The following is a 16,612-nucleotide window of genomic DNA, read 5'->3' on the forward strand; positions in this document are numbered from 1 at the left end:
CGTCAGCCCTTACCCGGGTGCAGCGTGCCGCACCGCTCGCAGGTCCGTGCCGCCTCGTCGGTGTAGAAGGCGCCGAAGACGGGCGGCAGGTCGGCGGCGATGTCACGGACCTGCAACTCGACCTCGTGCACCTTGTGCCCGCACTCGGGGCAGTACCACTGGAACTTCTCCAGCGTCCCCTCGGCGCGTACCCGCTCGACCACCACGCCGATCGAGCCGGGCTCGGGACGCTGCGGCGAGTGCGGAGTGTTGCGCGGCAGCATCCACATCTGGCCCTCGCGCACGTGCACCGTACGCGGCCCCTCCGGGGTCATCAGGTTGATGTGCATGTTGCCCTTGACCTGGTAGAAGAACTCCTCGTACGGGTCGACGTGGAAGTCGGTGCGCTGGTTGGGTCCACCCACCACCATGACGATGAAGTCGTCGGAGCCGGGGAACATCTCCTTGTTGCCGACCGGCGGCTTGAGCAGGTGCTGGTTGTCGGCGATCCAGCCGGGAAAGCTGAAAGGCTCGGCGATCTCACTCACGACTACCTCCTCCGGGAAGCAGGGCCACGGCTTGCATCTCGATCAGCAGGTGGGGATGCGGCAACTGGTGCACGGCCACGGTCGTCCGGGTCGGCCCGGTGGCGTCGAAGAACTCCGCCCACACCTGGTTGTACCCACCGAAATCATTCATGTTGACCAGGTACGACGTCACCTGCACCAGGTCGGTCAACTCGGCGCCGACGGATCTCAGCAGGTCACCGATGTTCTCGATGACCGCGCGCGTCTGCACCCGGATGTCCAGGTCGGTGGTGCCGAACTCGTCCACCGACACGCCGGCGAAGCTGTTGTCCGGCAGCCGGGACGACGTCCCGGACACGAACACGAACCCCCCGGCCACCTTCACGTGCGGAAAGGCCCCCCGAGGCACCGCCTTCCCCGCAACCACCCGCCCCCCGTCACTCCCCACACCACACCCCCACCAACGAACCCCGACCACCCGGCCGAGCAACACAAGCGCCAACCACCTGAGCCGCACCCCCACCCGGCGGAGCAACGCGAACGCCAACCGAGTCAGGGGTTCCGGGCAGCCCGACCGGCGCAGGGATCAAGCCTGACCGCCCGGAGCCGGTCGGGCTGCCCGGAACCCCCACCACGCACCCACGCACAAGCACAGACATCAAGAACCAGCCCGAACCGAAGCCCCACCAAGCTTCTCCACCACAGCCCGCACCCGCACCCCCGCCCGCAACGGCACCGCCGCCGTAGCCGCCCCCGCCAGGAACACCCACCCCTCCCGCAGCCGTACGCCGTGCCGTCCGGCCAGCCGGATGCCCTCGTCCAGGGCCCGGCGCGGGTCGCCGAGGATGGCCGCCGTCGAGCCGACCTGGGCGACTCGTCCGTCGACCTCCAGCAGTACGCCGAGGTTCTCCAGCCCGTCGGGCACGGGTGACCAGGGGCCGATCACGAACGCGCCGGCCGAGGTGTTGTCGGCGATGACGTCCGGCAGGGAGAAGGTGAAGTTCGCGTACCGGCTGTCGATCAGCTCGATCGCCGGGGCGACGGCGCGGACCGCGTCGGTGAAGTCGCCGACCGGCTCGCCGGGTTCGGGCAGTCGGTCCAGCAGGAACGCCACCTCGGGTTCGACCCGGGGGTGGATGAAGCCGGTCACGTCGACCGTGCCGCCGTCGGGGATCCGCATGGTGTCGGTGAGCCGACCCCAGATCACCTCGTCCACCCCGACCTGGGCCATCTTGGCCTTGCTGGTCAGTCCCATCTTCAGCCCGACCAGCCGCTCGCCACGGTCGAGCCGGCGTTGCACGAGAGCGGCCTGCACCGCGTACGCGGTGTCGACGTCGAGTCCGGTCTCGGCGGCGAGCTGCGGTACGGCGGTGGCCGTGTCGGCCGCCCGGTCCAGCGTCGCCGCGATCCCGGCGATGTCCGGCCCGATCATGTTCTCTCCTGCCCGGCGAGGTCCAGCGCCACGTCGACGATCATGTCCTCCTGCCCGCCGACCATCCGCCGTCGGCCGAGTTCGACCAGGATGGAGCGGACGTCCACGCCGTACCGGGCGGAGGCCCGTTCGGCGTGCCGGAGGAAGCTTGAGTAGACCCCGGCGTAGCCGAGGGAGAGGGTTTCCCGGTCCACCTGGACCGGCCGGTCCTGGAGCGGGCGGACGATGTCGTCGGCGGCGTCCATCAGCGCGAAGACGTCGCAGCCGTGCTCCCAGCCGTGCAGTTCGGCGACCGCGACGAAGACCTCCAGCGGCGCGTTGCCGGCCCCGGCACCCATTCCGGCGAGCGAGGCGTCCACCCGGACGGTTCGCCCGTGCGGGGCGTCCGGGCCGGGCGCGTCGGCGCCGACGACGCGTCCGTGCTCGACGGCCGCCACGCTGTTGGCCACCCCCAGCGAGAGGTTGTGGTGGGCGTGGATGCCGATCTGCGTGGTCGGCTCCAACACCTGCCGGTACGCGTCGACGCGTTGCGCCACGTCGGATGTCAGCAACCGGCCGCCGGAGTCGGTGACGTAGACGCAGTGCGCCCCGTACGACTCCATCAGTCTGGCCTGGGCGGCCAGCCCGGCCGGGTCGTTCATGTGCGACATCATCAGGAAGCCGGAGACGTCCATGCCGTTCTCGCGCGCCCACGAGATGTGCTGGGCGGAGATGTCGGCCTCGGTGCAGTGGGTGGCGATCCGGACGCTGGTCACACCGAGCGCACGCGCCGCCTTGAGGTCGGCGATGGTGCCGATTCCGGGCAGCAGCAGGGTGGTCAGCTTGGCGGTGGTCATCACCTCGGCGGCAGCCGCGATCCAGTCGGCGTCGCTGGCCGCGCCGTGGCCGTAGTTGACGCTGGAACCGGCGAGACCGTCGCCGTGCGCCACCTCGATCGCGGCCACCCCGGCGGCGTCCAGCGCGGCGGCGATGGTGCGGACCTGGTCGACGGTGTACCGGTGGGCGACGGCGTGCATGCCGTCGCGCAACGTCACGTCCTGGATGTACAGCTCGGTCATCGGACCGCCCTCCACGACCGTCCCGTCCTCAGTACTCACGCCCGCACCCCCTCGGTGCGCAGGGCGACCAGGCGCTGCGCGGTCCGCAGCGCGGCCGAGGTCATGATGTCCAGGTTCCCGGCGTACGCGGGCAGGTAGTGCCCGGCACCGGCGACCTCCAGGAAGACCGTCACCTGTACGCCGGTGAGCTGCCGGCCCAGCGTCGGCACGTACCCGTCCACCCGGTCGAACTGCACGTCCTGCTTGAGCCGGTAGCCCGGGACGTACTCCTGCACCTCGCCGACCATAGCGGCGACCGACTCGGCGATGGCGGCCCGGTCGGCGTCCGGGTCCGGGCAGAGGCAGTAGACGGTGTCGCGCATCAGCAGCGGCGGCTCGGCCGGGTTCAGCACGATGATCGCCTTGCCGCGTTCCGCGCCGCCGACCACCTCGATGGCGCGCGCGGTGGTCTCGGTGAACTCGTCGATGTTGGCCCGGGTGCCCGGACCGGCCGACCGCGAGGCGATCGAGGCGACGATCTCGCCGTACGCCACCGGGGTGACCCGGCGGACCGCCGCAACGATCGGCACGGTCGCCTGTCCACCGCAGGTCACCATGTTCAGGTTCGTCTCGTGCAGGTGCTCGTCGAGGTTGACCGGCGGCACCACGTACGGGCCGATGGCGGCCGGGGTCAGGTCGACCACCGTGCGCCCGTGGCGGCGCAGCACGGCGTCGTTGTGCCGGTGCGCGCCGGCCGAGGTGGCGTCGAAGACCAGGTCGACGTCGGCGAACTCGGGCATCGCGACCAGGCCGTCCACGCCCTCGGCGGTGGTGGCCACGCCGAGGCGGCGGGCGCGGGCCAGGCCGTCGGAGGCCGGGTCGATGCCGGCCATCGCCACCATCCGCAGGCCACCGTCGGCGTCACCGCCCGACCGGAGCACCTTGATCATCAGATCGGTGCCGATGTTGCCGGACCCGATCACCGCCACTCCGGCCATCAGGACGCCTCCTTCGCGAAGCAGGCCCGGACCGAACCGAGCCCGGAGATACGTGCCTCGTACGTCGCACCGGCCGTCACCGGCACCATCGGTCCGAGCGCACCGGAGAGCACCACGTCACCGGCGCGCAGCGGGTCACCGGCGCGGGCCAGGGTGCCGGCCAGCCAGGCCAGCGCGTGCAGCGGGTTGCCGAGGCAGGCCGCCCCGGCACCGACCGACACCGGCTCCCCGGCGTGCTCCAGCACCATCCCGGCCAGCCGCAGGTCCACGTCGCCGACCCGGCGCGGCGAGGTGCCGAGCACGAACAGTCCGCTGGAGGCGTTGTCCGCGACCGTGTCCACGATGGAGATGTCCCACCCGGCCACCCGCGAGTCGACGACCTCGATGGCCGGCAGCAGGTGGTCGACGGCGCGCAGCACGTCCACGGTGGTGATCCGGGCGTCGGGCAGGTCGGCGCCGAGCACGAAGGCGATCTCCGCTTCGACGCGGGGCTGGAGCAGCCGGTCCAGGGCGATCTCGGCCCCGTCGGGCACCGCCATGACGTCGGTGAGCACACCGAAGTCCGGCTCGTACACGCCGAAAGCCTCCTGGACCGCCCGGGAGGTCAGCCCGACCTTCGCCCCCACCCGGCGCTGACCGGACGCCAGCCACTCGCGGACCTGGATCTGCTGCACCCGGTACGCCGCCTCGACGTCCCCTTCGGGCAGCAGCCGTCCCCGCAGCGGCGGGCAGGGCTTCCCGCTCTCCCGCGCCTCGACCAGTTCCCGGGCGGCTCGATCGTGGTGAACGGTCATGTCAGCTCCTCGCTGCGCTCGGACCCGCCATGAGCCTCAACCCGGGCTGCTTCGATGATTCGCTCGCTACGCTCGCTCATGAGAGATCCACGCAGACGTTGGTGAGTTCGGAGTAGAAGTCGAGCGAGTGCACGCCGCCCTCGCGACCGATGCCGGACGCCTTCACCCCGCCGAACGGGGTACGCAGGTCGCGCAGGAACCACGTGTTGACCCAGACGATGCCGGTGTCCAGCCGGGCGCCGGCCCGGTGCGCCCGACCCACGTCCCGGGTCCACACGGTCGCCGCCAGGCCGTACTCGGTGCCGTTGGCCAGCTCGTACGCCTCGTCCTCGGTGTCGAAGGGCGCGACGTGCACCACCGGTCCGAAGATCTCCTCACGGTTGGTGCGGGCGTCCGGGCCGAGGCCGGTCAACACGGTCGGCTGCACGTACGCGCCACCGTCGCGGGCGTCGCCGAACTGCGGCGTCCCGCCGCCGGCCAGCACCTGTGCGCCCTCGGCGCGGGCCAGGTCGTAGTGACCGAGCACCTTGTCCCGGTGGGTGTGCGAGATCAGCGGCATGTTCACCGTCGCCTCGTCGGCCGGCCAGCCGTACGCCAGCTCGGCGGCGCGCGCGGCCAGCCGCTCGGTGAACTCCTCGAACACCGGCCGCTGCACGAGGATCCGCTCGGTGCAGAGGCACACCTGACCGCCGTTGGTGAAGCTGGACCGGACCGAGCCGGCGACCGCCGCGTCCAGGTCGGCGTCGGCGAAGACCAGCCCGGCGTTCTTGCCGCCGAGCTCGAAGCTGACCGCCTTCACGCCGTCGGCGGCGGCGCGCATGATGGCGCTGCCGGTGGCGGACTCCCCGGTGAAGGTGATCGCGTCGACGCCCGCGTGCCGGGTGAGGAACTCCCCGGCGGAACCGGGACCGAAGCCGTGCACCAGGTTGAACACGCCGTCGGGCACACCGGCCGCCGCCATCACCTCGGCGAGCAGCGTGGCCGAGGCGGGCGTCTCCTCGCTGGGCTTGACCACCACCGCGTTGCCGCAGGCCAGTGCCGGTGCGACCTTCCAGGTGAGCAGCAGCAGCGGCAGGTTCCACGGCACGATCACCGCGACCACGCCGACCGGCTTGCGGACCGCGTAGTTGAGCGCCCGCCCACCGGTCGGGGTGACCGTGGTGAACGACTCGGTCGGCGCGGTCGCCACGATCTCGGCGAACGCCCGGAAGTTGGCCGCGCCACGCGGGATGTCCAGGGTGCGGGCCTGTGAGATGGCCTTGCCGGTGTCGGCCACCTCGGCGGTGACCAGGTCGTCGAAGCGGCGTTCCAGCTCGTCGGCGACCCGACGCAGCACCTCGGCGCGTTCCCGCTCCCCCATCCGGCCCCACGGCCCGCGCAGCGCCGCCCGGGCCGCCGCCACCGCCTCGTCCACCACCGACGCACCGGCCTCGACCACCTCGAAGACCGGTTCGCCGGTGACCGGGCTGCGGCGGGTGAAGCGGGGGCCCTCGTCGCGGAACTCGCCGCCGACGAAGTTGCGCAGCAGGCCGGGGCCGTCCGGCGCGTGCCCGGTCATCAGCCGGGGGTCCCATCGGGTCATCGACGCCGCCCGCGCCCGATCGCCACCGCCGCACCGGCCACCGCCGCCAGCACACCGGCGGCCACCGCGCCGAGGACCTGGTACTGCCGGCGGACCCGGCGGCGCACCTGCGCGTACGGGACGGTGGAGAAGGAGACCATCTCGTACTGGGAGACGTACCGTCCGGGCAGCGCCCGCTCCAGGGCGTGCTCGACCTTCTTGCGGGTCCGGAACACCGGCGAGGCGACCTTGTCGCGCATCTCGACGAAGTTGGCCAGCGCCATCCGGGCGATCGCCTCGGCGTTGCCCTGCCGACGCTGCTGGAACAGCGGCAGCGCGGCGGACCAGTCGTCGTCGCACTCGGTCAGGCAGCGGTCCAGCTCCACCACGTCCTCGAAGGCGCAGTTGGCGCCCTGACCGTAGAAGGGCACGATGGCGTGCGCCGCGTCGCCGAGCAGACCGACGCGTCCGTTCACCTGCCACGGGTCGCAGCGCACCGTGCCGAGGACGCCGACCGGGTTGTGCTGGTAGTCGTCGACCAGGTCGGGGGCGAGCGGCAGCAGGTCCGGGTAGTGCGCGGCGAAGTGCTGTTCGATCGCCGCCTTGCTGCCCAGCGAGGCGAAGCTCGCGGTGCCGTGGGTGGGCCAGAACAGTGTGCAGGTGAAGGAGCGGTCCGGGTTGGGCAGCGCGATCATCATCGAGGTGCCGCGCGGCCAGATGTGCAGGGCGCCCTCGTCCAGGGCGAAGTCACCGCCGGCCGGCGGGATGGTGAGTTCCTTGTAGCCGTAGTCGAGGAAGTCGACGCTCTCGGTGACCAGGCCGTGTTCGAGCAGTTGTCCGCGTACCGCCGAACCGGCGCCGTCGGTGCCGAGCACGACGCGGGCGTCCGCGGTGGCGGTGCCCTGCGGGGTCTCGAAGGTCATCCGCGCGGTGTCCGGATCCAGGCCGACCAGCCGGTGGTCGAAGGCGATCCGCACGCCGGGCAGCTTCGCGGCGGCCTCCAGCAGCGCGTTGTTCAGCGCGCCCCGGCTGATCGAGTTGATCGCCCGGTCGCCGGAGACGCTGTACGACTGGAAGCCGGGCTCGCCGAGCACCGGGTGCACCATCCGGCCCCGCATCGGCAGCGCGTCGGCCATCACCTGCTCGTCGAGCCCGATCCGGCGCAGCGCGTCCAGCCCGCGCTCGGAGAGCGCCAGGTTGATCGACCGTCCCCGTTCGACCGTCCCGGTACGCGGGTCCGGCCGCCGCTCGTACAGCGCCACCGCATAGCCCCGGCGGGCCAGGAAGCAGGCCAGCAGGCAGCCGGCCAGCCCGGCACCGACCACGGCGATCTCGTCGCGTTCCCGGTTCATCCAGCTCTCCCAACGGTCGCGGCCAGCGCGTCGGCGACCCGCCAGCAGTCGTGGTACGTCGAGTAGAGCGGCACCGGGGCGAACCGGACGACGTCCGGCTCCCGGGCGTCGGCGATCACTCCGTGCTCGTACCGGAGCCGCTTGGTCAGCTCCCTGGCGCTGCCCTCGCCGAGTCTGACCGAGAGTTGGCAGCCACGGCGACCCGGGTCGCGCGGGGTGATCACGGTCAGCGGCCGGTCGGCGGTCACCTCGTCCAGCAGCCGCTCCAGGTAACCGGTGAGCCGCAGGCTGCGGTCGCGCAGCGCGGGCATCCCGACCGAGTCGAACAGCTCCAGCGAGGTACGCACCGGCCCCATCGAGAAGATCGGCGGATTGGAGATCTGCCATGCCTCCACTGTGGACGGCGGCCGGCTGACCGGCGTCATCTCGAACCGGGTGGCCGCCGCCGTGCTCCACCAGCCCTCGAAGCGGGGCAGGTCCGCATCGCCGTGGTGCCGCTCGTGCACGAACACCCCGCCCAGGGCGCCCGGCCCCGAGTTGAGGTACTTGTACGAGCACCAGGCCGCGAAGTCGACGTCCCACTCGTGCAGCGACAGCGGCACGTTGCCGGCGGCGTGCGCCAGGTCCCAGCCGACGACCGCCCCGGCGGCCCGGCCGGCGGCGGTGATCACCGGGATGTCCATCAGCTCGCCGGTGAGGTAGTTGACGCCGCCGAGCAGCAGCAGCGCGACGGTCTGCCCCTCGGCGGCGAGGAACGCGGTGACGTCCTCGGTGCGCAGGGTGTCCTCACCCGGTCGCGGCGTCAGCCGGACCACGGTGGTGTCCGGGTCGAGGCCGTGGAACCGGGCCTGGCTGCGCACCGCGTAGCTGTCCGAGGGGAAGGCGCTGTCCTCGATGACGATCCGGGTCCGCGTGCCGCTCGGCCGGTAGAAGCTGACCATCAGCAGGTGCAGGTTGACCGTGAGCGAGTTCATCACCACGGTCTCGGTGGGCAGGGCGCCGACGAGTCGCGCGGCCGGGGCCGTCAACAGCTCGTGGTACGGCAGCCAGGGCCGTTCCGCCTCCAGGTGCCCCTCGACACCGAGCCGCCCCCAGTCGTCCAGGTCGGCCAGCAACTCGTCCCGGGTCGCCCGGGGTTGCAGGCCGAGCGAGTTGCCCGCCAGGTACGCCGACTCGGGATGGTCACCGCCGTCGGCCGGTGGCACGTGGAACAGGTGCCGGTGTCCGGGGTCGCTGGCGTCCAGCCGGAGGGCTTCGGCCTCGCCGGGGCGTGGCGCCCCGGTCTCGTTCGTCGTCATCGTCGCCTCACATCGCGGTACGGGCGGACCACAGCTCGGGGAAGACCACCCGGGCCATGCTGCGTTGCAGCCAGGCCAGCCCGGCGGAACCGCCGCTGCCGACCTTGGCGCCCATGGTGCGCTGCACCGCCTTGATGTGGTGGTGCCGCCAGTCGCCGAACTGTTCGGCGACCTCGGTCAGCGCCTCACCGAGCATCCGCAGGTGGTTGTCCGGGCCGGCGTCGGCGTAGATCCGCACCCAGGCCGCCTCGACGGCGGGGTGCGGCTCGTGCTCGACCGCCACGTCCCGCTCCAGCAGGTCGGCGGGAAGCTCGTGGCCGTGCCGGGCGAGCAGGGCCACCACCTCGTCCCAGACGCTGGGCGTGTCGAGGGCGGCGGTCAGCTCGGCGTGCACCTCGGTCTGCCGGCGGAACGGCCGGATCAGCGCCGGGTCGCGGAGCCCGAGCTGGAACTCCAGGTGGCGGTACATGGCCGACTGGAATCCCGAGCCCTCACCGAGCAGGTTGCGGAAACGGTTGAAGTCGGCCGGGGTCATCCAGCGCAGCCCCCGCCAGGCGGCGTTGAGCCCTTCCAGGTGCAGCGCGGCCCGCCGCAGCGGGGCGAGCGCCTCCCACACCCGGTCGGTGCGCACCAGCCGGGCGGCGTCGCGCAGTTCGTGGCAGGTCAGGCCGAAGTACAGCTCCATGATCTGGCTGACCATCAGGAACGACATCTCGCCCGGGTCGTCGCTCAGCGGCTGCTGCAACCGGTGCAGCGTGCTGGCCTGCACGTACGCGTCGTACGGCACCCGCTCGGCGAATTCCAGCGTCGGCTCACCGCCGTTGCGCGCGGCACGGGCCGCGCGCTGGCGGCCGGTGACCGGACGCACCGCCGCCCGGGCACCGGGGCGCAGTTCCGTCTGCTCCATGCGTCGGCTCCTTCCTGGCGTCGGTCCAGACATGATCTCGCGGTGGGATCGCCTGACGGAATGCCTCTTCAACGGCGGTTCAGCAGGTCGACCTGCCGAACGAAAGGCACTGGCAGCAGTTCGCTTGCCGGACGTAAGGTCGCCGCGTGGACGAGATGGACTGGGCCCTGCTCCGTGAGCTGCAGGCCGACGCGCGACTGTCGTTCAGCGAGTTGTCCCGGCGGGTGCACCTGTCTCCCCCGGCCGTCGCCGAACGGGTCCGGCGGCTGGAGGAGACCGGCGTGGTCACCGGCTACCACGCCCACGTCGACCTGGCCCGGGCCGGTCGCAACGTGGTGGCGCTGATCCGGATGTCCTGTTACGGCGCCCGGTGCATCCTGCACGTCCCCGAGGTCGCCGACTGGCCGGAGATCCTGGAGATCCACCGGATCACCGGCGACGCGTGCAGCGTGCTGAAGGTCGCGGCCGGGTCGATCGGGGAGTTCGAGGCCGTCATCGACCGACTCGCCCCGTACGGGCAGCCGTCCAGCACGATGGTCCTCTCCACGCCGCTGGGCTGGCAGCCGGTCACCCCGCTGTCGGGTTAGCCGCCCCGGCAGGGGGAATGCGCCGCGGGTCACCCCAGCAGGACCGGTGCACCGGTGCCGGGAGGGAGGATCATGCGGGGTCTGCGTCCGTACCCGTCGACCGTCGTCCGACTCTTCGGCGCGTTCGCCTTGATCGGGGCTTTCGTCCTGGTCGGCGCCGCGCCCGCCCGGGCAGGTGAGAACACCTTCGTCGAGGTGACGCCGAACAGCGTGCAGGCCGGTTCCCGGGTGCACCTCAAGGCCAGCTGCGACAACGCCAACAACCGGCAGGCCGAGGTGACCTCGGACGCGTTCCGTCAGGTCTTCCTCCGCCCGAACGACGGCTTCCTCACCGGGGACGTCACCGTGCCGAGCGAGAAGCAGGCCGGCAACTACCCGGTCACCCTGCACTGCGAGAACGGTCAGACGGCCGACACCACGCTGACCGTGCTGAACATGGAGCAGCCCACCAAGGGACCGGCGACCGGAGGCGGCGGCACCGCAGGCGGCGACACCGGCTCGATGCTGCTGCTCGGCGGCGCCGCAACAGTGGCCGCGGTGGTGGTGTTCGGGCTGGTGAGCAGCCGGCGTCGGGCCGGTTCCTGACCCGCTGTCGCGATGAGCGGCTCTCGCGTACCCGCGCCGGAACCCGGTCCGGGTCGGCGCCGGACCACCGCCCGTCGGGTGCCTCGCGCCTGGCGTCGGGTGGTGGGCACGGCGCTGGGCCGGCTGGGCCGGGTCACCACGCAGATGGGGTCGGCCAGCGTCAGCACGCCCGACCCGGCGGCCCCGCCGGTGCCGCCCCGCCGTCGGCAGCTCGGCCGGTACCGCCGGTACGGCCGGTCCACTCCCGGGGTGCCGGTCCTGGTGATCGGCGCGTTGATGCTGCTGATCGTCACGATGCTCGGCGTCGAGCGGCTGACCGGGGTGAACCTGCTGCCGGACCGGTTCATCGCCGGGCTCGGCCGCCCGCCGAAGGAGTACCCGATGCTGTCGGCGAGCGAGCCGGTCAGCATCGAGATCAGCAAGATCGACCTGACCGCTCCGGTGCACAACGTCGGGATCGCGCCGGACGGCAGCGTCGCCGCTCCACCGGCCGAACGGGCCCAGGAGGCCGGGTGGTACGACCAGGGTCCGACCCCCGGCCAGTACGGCCCGGCCGTCATCGTCGGGCACGTGGACACCAGCACCGGACCGGCGGTCTTCCAGGACCTACGGGAACTGCGCGGCGGTGACCGGGTCGAGGTGGCCCGGTCGGACGGCTCGGTCGCGGTGTTCGAGGTCGAACGCATCGGCCGGTACGACAAGGAGCAGTTGCCGGCCGACGACGTCTTCGGCGACTTCAGCCGGCCCCAGTTGCGGCTGATCACGTGCGGCGGGCGCTGGGTCGGCGGCGACACCGGGTACGCGGACAACGTGATCGTCTTCGCCTCGCTGGTGCAGGCTCGCTGACCCGCCTGGACGCCCGGCCGACGACGGCCCTCGCGGCCGGGCCGCGTCGGAGGCGCGCCCAGGCGGCGCCGGACGCGGCTCGGGGCTGTCGCCGGGGGCGCGGCTCAGGCGGCTTCGGGCTCGCGCAGGTCGAGCCAGTCCGCCCAGCGCGGGTCGGGGGCGCGGTGCCCGAGCACCCGCCAGGCGATCCCGCGCGGCGGTGCCGGCGGGGAGTGCAGCCGCCAGCCCATCTCGGCGGGGGTCTTGTCGCCCTTGCTGTGGTTGCAGCGGGCGCAGGCGGCGACCACGTTCTCCCAGGCGTGCCGACCACCCCGGCTGCGCGGGAAGACATGGTCGATGGTCTCGGCCGGCCCCCGGCAGTAGGCGCACCGCCAGCCGTCCCGAGCGAAGATCGCCCGGCGGGACAGACCGACGTGGGTGCGGTACGGCACCCGGACGAACCGGGTGAGCCGGACGACGGAGGGCACCGGGAGCGCGTTGCGTGCGCTGTGCAGGATGCCCTCGCCGTCGGCGACGCAGACCGCCTTGGCGGAGAGCACGAGGATCGCGGCACGGCGGACCGACACGACACACAGCGGCTCGTAGGTGGCGTTGAGAACCAGCGCGCCGGAGCCCACCGTGGGTCGTATGTCAGGCATCGCGTCACCCTCCCGGTCAAGCGGCAGTCACACTCGCCACCGCCGACCGGTGTCGGACACAGCCCTACACCATGTCGACGCCGGCCGGTTCACCGACGTCCGTTGCGCCAATCGTCCCTGATCGGAACCGCGAATGCACGTACTAATCCTGGGTAGCCGGGGCGGCTTTCCGACCGGTCGAGGTCCGACGTCACCGTCCGGTGGGGCGGCGGTGTACCCGTCGGGCGGTTGCGGTACGAACACAGGGTGATTGTCAGCATCCTGCGCACCGTCGTCCCCACGCCGTCCCCGACCCCGTCGGAACCGGACGAGACACCCAGCCCGGAGTGTCTGGACGAGGTCGTCTGCAACTGGGTCTGGAAGTTCTCCGACTCGGTGTGGTTCGCCGAGGGCAGCTACTGGATCCTGATCAAGCCGTTGCGGATCCTGTTGATCCTGCTGCTCGCGATGTCCGCCCGGTGGCTGGTGCACCGTACGCTCCGCCGTCTGGTCCGCACCACCAGCGACGCCGGGGTGCCCACCATGCTCCGCCCGTTGCGCGAGCGCATCCCGACCGCGACCGCCGCACCCGGCGAGTTCGTGCCGGAACGTCGCCGACAGCGCGCCGAGGCGATCGGCTCGGTGCTGCGCAGCATCAGCACGGCGTTCATCTACGGCATCGCGGTGCTGATGGTGCTCAAGGAGTTCAGTTTCGAGCTGGCACCGCTGCTGGCCAGCGCGGGCATCGCCGGTGTGGCTCTCGGCTTCGGCGCACAGAGCCTGGTGAAGGACCTGCTCGCCGGGCTCTTCATGCTCATCGAGGACCAGTACGGGGTCGGTGACAACGTCGACCTCGGCGAGGCGACCGGCGTGGTCGAGGCGGTCGGGCTACGGGTGACCACGGTGCGCGACGGTCGGGGCGTGCTCTGGTACATCCGTAACGGCGAGGTCGTCCGGGTCGGCAACAAGAGCCAGGGCTGGGCGCTGGTGGTGGTGGACCTGCCGATCGGCTTCGCCGGCACCGAGGAGGCCATGGCGGTGCTGCGGACCGCCGCCGCCTCGGTCGCGGTCGACCCGGAGCTGGCCGCGTCGATCGTGGAGCCACCGGACGTGCTCGGCGTCGAGCAGGTGACGGTGGAGGGCACGGTCATCCGGACGGTGGTCAAGACCACCGCCGAGGGACAGTTCGCCGTCGGTCGGGAGTTGCGTCGCCGGCTCGCCGAGGCGCTGGAGAACTCCGGCATCACGGCGCGGATCGCGGTGGGACGGCTCTATCCCGGGCTACCTACTCGTTCCGATAGTGAGACCGGTCAGGGGGGTGCCACCTGAGCGGCGTGACGGGGGTCGCGGCCGAGTGGCCCCTCGGGTATCGTCCGTTCGTTCAGTCGGAGATGCGACCGTCCACCCGTTCGCCCTAGCCAGTTGTCAGACGATCGGGCAGAATCCGGTTCACGCGCTACCAAGCGCGGTCACGTCCTCGCTGATCTGCAGATCTGACGATGGTTCCGGCACGGTCATCACGAGTGACCCGCCACCGGAACGATGGAGGCGAAGGTGTCCGACGAGCGACCTTCTCCGGAAGGGCCGGCCACCTTCCGTGAAGTTTTCGCCCAGAGTGAGTACCGCGCCGTATTCGCGGCCAACACGCTGACCTGGATCGGCGATTACGTCGCCAAGGCGGCGGTCACCCTCCTCGTCTACCGGACGACCCAGTCCGTCGCCCTCTCCGCCGCCGCCTTCGCGGTGAGCTACCTGCCCTGGCTGATCGGCGGGCCCCTGCTGGCCACCATCGCCGAGCGACACCGGTACCGGCAGGTGATGGTCGTCTGCGACCTCATCCGCATGTCGCTGATGCTGCTCATCGCCATCCCGGGCATCCCGGTGCCGGTGATCCTGGCGTTGCTGTTCGCCACCACGTTGGCCAACCCGCCGAGTCAGGCCGCCCGGTCCGCCCTGATGCCGCTGATCCTGCCCGGCGACCGGCTCGTCGTCGGGCTCTCGATCAACGCCAGCGTGGGGCAGGCCGCCCAGGTGGTCGGCTATCTGCTCGGCGCCGTCGTGGCGACGGCGAGCCCGACCGCCGCGCTGCTGATGAACGCGGTCGCCTTCGCGCTCTCCGCGCTGCTCGTCCGGGTCGGCGTCCGCGACCGGGCCCCGGCGATGAGCACCGCCCACCGCAGTCACCTGCTGCGCGAGACCGGCGACGGGTTCCGGATCGTCTTCCGGACGCCGGTGCTGCGGGCGATCGCCGTCCTGGTCTTCAGCGCCATGCTCTTCTCGATCGTGCCCGAGGGGCTCGCCGCCGCCTGGGCGAACGAGAGCGCGGACGGGATGAACACCGGCCTGGCGCAAGCCATGATCATGGCCTCGCACCCGCTCGGCTTCATCCTCGGCGGCCTGCTGATCGCGCGGCTCGTCGGGCCGGCCCGTCGACTGGCCCTGATGCGCCCGCTGGCCGTCTTCGCGCCGCTGGCCCTGGTGCCGTCGTTGCTCGACCCCTCTCCGGTGATGGTGGCCCTGCTCGCCGCCGTCTCCGGCTTCGCGGTCGCCGGCATGCTGCCGGTCGCCAACGGACTCTTCGTGCAGGCCCTGCCGGACGGCTTCCGGGCCCGCGCCTTCGGCGTGATGGCCACCGGCGTGCAGGTGATCCAGGGCGCCGCGGTGTTGGTGACCGGGCTGCTCGCCGAACGCTTCCCGATCCCCGTCGTGGTCGGGGTGTGGAGCGTCGCGGGCGTGCTGCTGATGTCGATCGTGGCGCTCCGCTGGCCCGACCACCGGGCCGTGGCCGCCTCCGTCGAGGCGGCCCGGCGAGCCGGTGCCGCCCCCGCTCAGGGCGGTGCTCCCGGGCCGGAGGCGCCCGGCTCCGAACAGGTGGGTCCGGGGCGGCCGCAGCACGCGGTGAGCTGAACCACCCCCGGCCGGCCGTCCCGGGCGGGCCGACGGTCGATGGGGCCTGGCAGGATGGAACGGTGAATCCCGCAGGTGAGTCCGAGCGCAACGGCGAGACGGTCACGCTCTTCGAGGCCGTCGGCGGCGAGCCCACGTTCCGCAAGCTGGTCGACGAGTTCTACGCCGGCATCGCCACCGATCCGCTGCTACGGCCGATGTACCCGGAGGACCTGGGCCCGGCCTCCGACCGGATGAGGCTGTTCCTCATGCAGTACTGGGGCGGCCCGAACACCTACTCGTCCCAGCGGGGGCACCCCCGACTGCGGATGCGGCACGCGCCGTTCCGGATCGGCGCCGCCGAACGCGACGCCTGGTTGCGGCACATGCGCCGGGCGGTCGACACTCTCGACCTGCCGCCGACGATCGAGACCGAACTCTGGACCTACCTGGAGCGGGCGGCCCTCTTCATGGTCAACGTGATGGAGGACCCGGCCGCGCCGGCATGAGCCGTGGTCACCCGGCACGGGGTGCGTGCCCGCCACCTGCCCGGCGGCGGGCCGCATCCGTACGGCTCAGAGCAGCGCTCCCTCGTCGTGCAGCCAGTCGACGAAGCTGGTGGCCACTGCCGCCCCGCAGTCCAGCAGCTCGACCAGGAGGGCGTCGTGGGCCCCCGCGGCGAGCGGCACCTGCAACTCGGCGTAGATCGGCAACTGGCCCCGCTCGGTGGCGTCACCCACGTACGCCTTACAGAAGCGTCGGGTGTGGTTCCACTCGTTGACCACCCGGTAGGCCCGGTCCGCCCAGTCCGGCGGCACGGTCGCGTGCGGCCTGGCCCGGAGCACGAGGATCTCGTCCTCCGGCCCCTCCAGCGTGACCAGCACCGCGTGCCGCTCCCACATGGCCAACAGGTTGCCGTCGCCGTCGGCGAGATAGCGCACGTCGAGCAGGTCGAGCGCATCGCAGACCCGGCCCAGGGTGACCGGTTCGACGGTTGCCGGCATGTCGGCGATCAACGGATGCTCCCCGCCCGACCGGTCGTCCCCCGGTTGGCGGGGCGGAGGCGGCCCGACCCGGACCGTGCCCTCCACCGTGATCCTGCTTCGAGTTTCCGGGTCACCGCCACTGGCGGGACCGGGGCGCCATGACCACCACGGCATCGCTCGCGCACCTCACTCCCCAGCGGATCCAGTCGCCTACGGTGGG

General features: G+C 72.0%; 18 protein-coding genes. 6 read left to right on the plus strand and 12 right to left on the minus strand.

Features of this window, described 5'->3' with window-relative positions:
• Positions 1–2: 2 nt before the first annotated feature.
• The 10 genes from HUT12_RS26040 to HUT12_RS26085 form a co-directional block, all read right to left on the minus strand.
• Positions 3–527 carry a 3-hydroxyanthranilate 3,4-dioxygenase gene (locus HUT12_RS26040; protein ID WP_131057720.1) on the minus strand — a complete coding sequence of 175 codons (525 nt, stop codon included), beginning with the start codon at positions 525–527 and terminating at the stop codon, positions 3–5.
• The gene (locus HUT12_RS26045) at positions 520–954 is read right to left on the minus strand and encodes a RidA family protein (protein WP_131057719.1); all 435 of its coding nucleotides are present in this window, start codon (positions 952–954) and stop codon (positions 520–522) included. Before HUT12_RS26045 ends, HUT12_RS26040 begins: the two co-directional genes overlap by 8 nt.
• Before the next feature lie 210 nt (positions 955–1,164).
• Positions 1,165–1,938 (minus strand): 2-keto-4-pentenoate hydratase, encoded by a 774-nt coding sequence (locus tag HUT12_RS26050; protein ID WP_176095044.1) that lies wholly within the window; start codon positions 1,936–1,938, stop codon positions 1,165–1,167.
• Entirely contained in the window at positions 1,935–2,996 is a 1,062-nt protein-coding gene (gene dmpG, locus HUT12_RS26055; protein ID WP_176095983.1) for a 4-hydroxy-2-oxovalerate aldolase, read from the minus strand. Before dmpG ends, HUT12_RS26050 begins: the two co-directional genes overlap by 4 nt.
• Before the next feature lie 35 nt (positions 2,997–3,031).
• A complete protein-coding gene (locus HUT12_RS26060) occupies positions 3,032–3,976 on the minus strand; it encodes an acetaldehyde dehydrogenase (acetylating) (protein WP_176095984.1) in 945 nt (314 codons plus the stop codon).
• Positions 3,973–4,767, minus strand: coding sequence for a 2-keto-4-pentenoate hydratase (locus HUT12_RS26065; RefSeq protein ID WP_176095045.1), 795 nt, complete (start codon positions 4,765–4,767; stop codon positions 3,973–3,975). The genes HUT12_RS26060 and HUT12_RS26065 overlap by 4 nt, the downstream gene beginning before the upstream one ends.
• 76 nt (positions 4,768–4,843) lie before the next feature.
• Positions 4,844–6,325, minus strand: a complete 1,482-nt coding sequence (locus HUT12_RS26070; RefSeq protein ID WP_176095985.1) for a 2-hydroxymuconic semialdehyde dehydrogenase — start codon at positions 6,323–6,325, stop codon at positions 4,844–4,846.
• Between the two features lie 20 nt (positions 6,326–6,345).
• On the minus strand, positions 6,346–7,680 hold the full coding sequence (locus tag HUT12_RS26075) for an NAD(P)/FAD-dependent oxidoreductase (RefSeq protein ID WP_131057032.1): 1,335 nt from the start codon (positions 7,678–7,680) through the stop codon (positions 6,346–6,348).
• Complete coding sequence (gene kynU / locus HUT12_RS26080; RefSeq protein WP_176095046.1) at positions 7,677–8,978, minus strand: kynureninase; 1,302 nt, start codon at positions 8,976–8,978, stop codon at positions 7,677–7,679. Before kynU ends, HUT12_RS26075 begins: the two co-directional genes overlap by 4 nt.
• A gap of 7 nt (positions 8,979–8,985) precedes the next feature.
• Positions 8,986–9,885, minus strand: coding sequence for a tryptophan 2,3-dioxygenase (locus HUT12_RS26085; RefSeq protein ID WP_176095047.1), 900 nt, complete (start codon positions 9,883–9,885; stop codon positions 8,986–8,988).
• Between the two features lie 146 nt (positions 9,886–10,031).
• Between HUT12_RS26085 and HUT12_RS26090 the strand changes: the two genes are divergently transcribed.
• The 3 genes from HUT12_RS26090 to HUT12_RS26100 all read left to right on the plus strand — a co-directional run bounded on the left by HUT12_RS26090 (position 10,032) and on the right by HUT12_RS26100 (position 11,903).
• A complete protein-coding gene (locus HUT12_RS26090) occupies positions 10,032–10,472 on the plus strand; it encodes an Lrp/AsnC family transcriptional regulator (RefSeq protein ID WP_131057848.1) in 441 nt (146 codons plus the stop codon).
• A gap of 72 nt (positions 10,473–10,544) precedes the next feature.
• Positions 10,545–11,057 (plus strand): hypothetical protein, encoded by a 513-nt coding sequence (locus HUT12_RS26095; protein WP_131057849.1) that lies wholly within the window; start codon positions 10,545–10,547, stop codon positions 11,055–11,057.
• A 12-nt stretch (positions 11,058–11,069) separates the two neighbouring features.
• A complete protein-coding gene (locus tag HUT12_RS26100) occupies positions 11,070–11,903 on the plus strand; it encodes a class F sortase (RefSeq protein ID WP_176095048.1) in 834 nt (277 codons plus the stop codon).
• Positions 11,904–12,007: 104 nt separating this feature from the next.
• Here the strand turns inward: HUT12_RS26100 and HUT12_RS26105 are convergent, their stop codons facing one another.
• Positions 12,008–12,541, minus strand: coding sequence for an HNH endonuclease (locus HUT12_RS26105; RefSeq protein ID WP_131056270.1), 534 nt, complete (start codon positions 12,539–12,541; stop codon positions 12,008–12,010).
• 258 nt (positions 12,542–12,799) lie between these two features.
• On the opposite strand from HUT12_RS26105, the gene HUT12_RS26110 reads away from it, so the two are divergent.
• The 3 genes from HUT12_RS26110 (at position 12,800) to HUT12_RS26120 (ending at position 15,915) form a co-directional block, all read left to right on the plus strand.
• Positions 12,800–13,849, plus strand: coding sequence for a mechanosensitive ion channel family protein (locus HUT12_RS26110; protein ID WP_236145963.1), 1,050 nt, complete (start codon positions 12,800–12,802; stop codon positions 13,847–13,849).
• A 213-nt stretch (positions 13,850–14,062) separates the two neighbouring features.
• On the plus strand, positions 14,063–15,427 hold the full coding sequence (locus tag HUT12_RS26115) for an MFS transporter (protein WP_131056274.1): 1,365 nt from the start codon (positions 14,063–14,065) through the stop codon (positions 15,425–15,427).
• Positions 15,428–15,489: 62 nt separating this feature from the next.
• Complete coding sequence (locus HUT12_RS26120; protein ID WP_131056276.1) at positions 15,490–15,915, plus strand: globin; 426 nt, start codon at positions 15,490–15,492, stop codon at positions 15,913–15,915.
• Positions 15,916–15,981: 66 nt separating this feature from the next.
• Here the strand turns inward: HUT12_RS26120 and HUT12_RS26125 are convergent, their stop codons facing one another.
• On the minus strand, positions 15,982–16,566 hold the full coding sequence (locus tag HUT12_RS26125) for a YbjN domain-containing protein (protein ID WP_131056278.1): 585 nt from the start codon (positions 16,564–16,566) through the stop codon (positions 15,982–15,984).
• Positions 16,567–16,612 lie beyond the last annotated feature (46 nt).

The sequence above is a fragment of the Verrucosispora sp. NA02020 genome (assembly GCF_013364215.1).
Classification (GTDB): Bacteria; Actinomycetota; Actinomycetes; order Mycobacteriales; family Micromonosporaceae; genus Micromonospora.

Bases quoted from the DNA above. Each gene is read 5' to 3' on its own strand.
- HUT12_RS26050 (WP_176095044.1), bottom strand. From the start codon at position 1,938: ATGATCGGGCCGGACATCGCCGGGATCGCGGCGACGCTGGACCGGGCG.
- dmpG (WP_176095983.1), bottom strand. From the start codon at position 2,996: ATGACCGAGCTGTACATCCAGGACGTGACGTTGCGCGACGGCATGCAC.
- HUT12_RS26065 (WP_176095045.1), bottom strand. From the start codon at position 4,767: ATGACCGTTCACCACGATCGAGCCGCCCGGGAACTGGTCGAGGCGCGG.
- HUT12_RS26070 (WP_176095985.1), bottom strand. From the start codon at position 6,325: ATGACCGGGCACGCGCCGGACGGCCCCGGCCTGCTGCGCAACTTCGTC.
- HUT12_RS26075 (WP_131057032.1), bottom strand. From the start codon at position 7,680: ATGAACCGGGAACGCGACGAGATCGCCGTGGTCGGTGCCGGGCTGGCC.
- kynU (WP_176095046.1), bottom strand. From the start codon at position 8,978: ATGACGACGAACGAGACCGGGGCGCCACGCCCCGGCGAGGCCGAAGCC.
- HUT12_RS26085 (WP_176095047.1), bottom strand. From the start codon at position 9,885: ATGGAGCAGACGGAACTGCGCCCCGGTGCCCGGGCGGCGGTGCGTCCG.
- HUT12_RS26095 (WP_131057849.1), top strand. From the start codon at position 10,545: ATGCGGGGTCTGCGTCCGTACCCGTCGACCGTCGTCCGACTCTTCGGC.
- HUT12_RS26100 (WP_176095048.1), top strand. From the start codon at position 11,070: ATGAGCGGCTCTCGCGTACCCGCGCCGGAACCCGGTCCGGGTCGGCGC.
- HUT12_RS26105 (WP_131056270.1), bottom strand. From the start codon at position 12,541: ATGCCTGACATACGACCCACGGTGGGCTCCGGCGCGCTGGTTCTCAAC.
- HUT12_RS26115 (WP_131056274.1), top strand. From the start codon at position 14,063: ATGGAGGCGAAGGTGTCCGACGAGCGACCTTCTCCGGAAGGGCCGGCC.
- HUT12_RS26125 (WP_131056278.1), bottom strand. From the start codon at position 16,566: ATGCCGTGGTGGTCATGGCGCCCCGGTCCCGCCAGTGGCGGTGACCCG.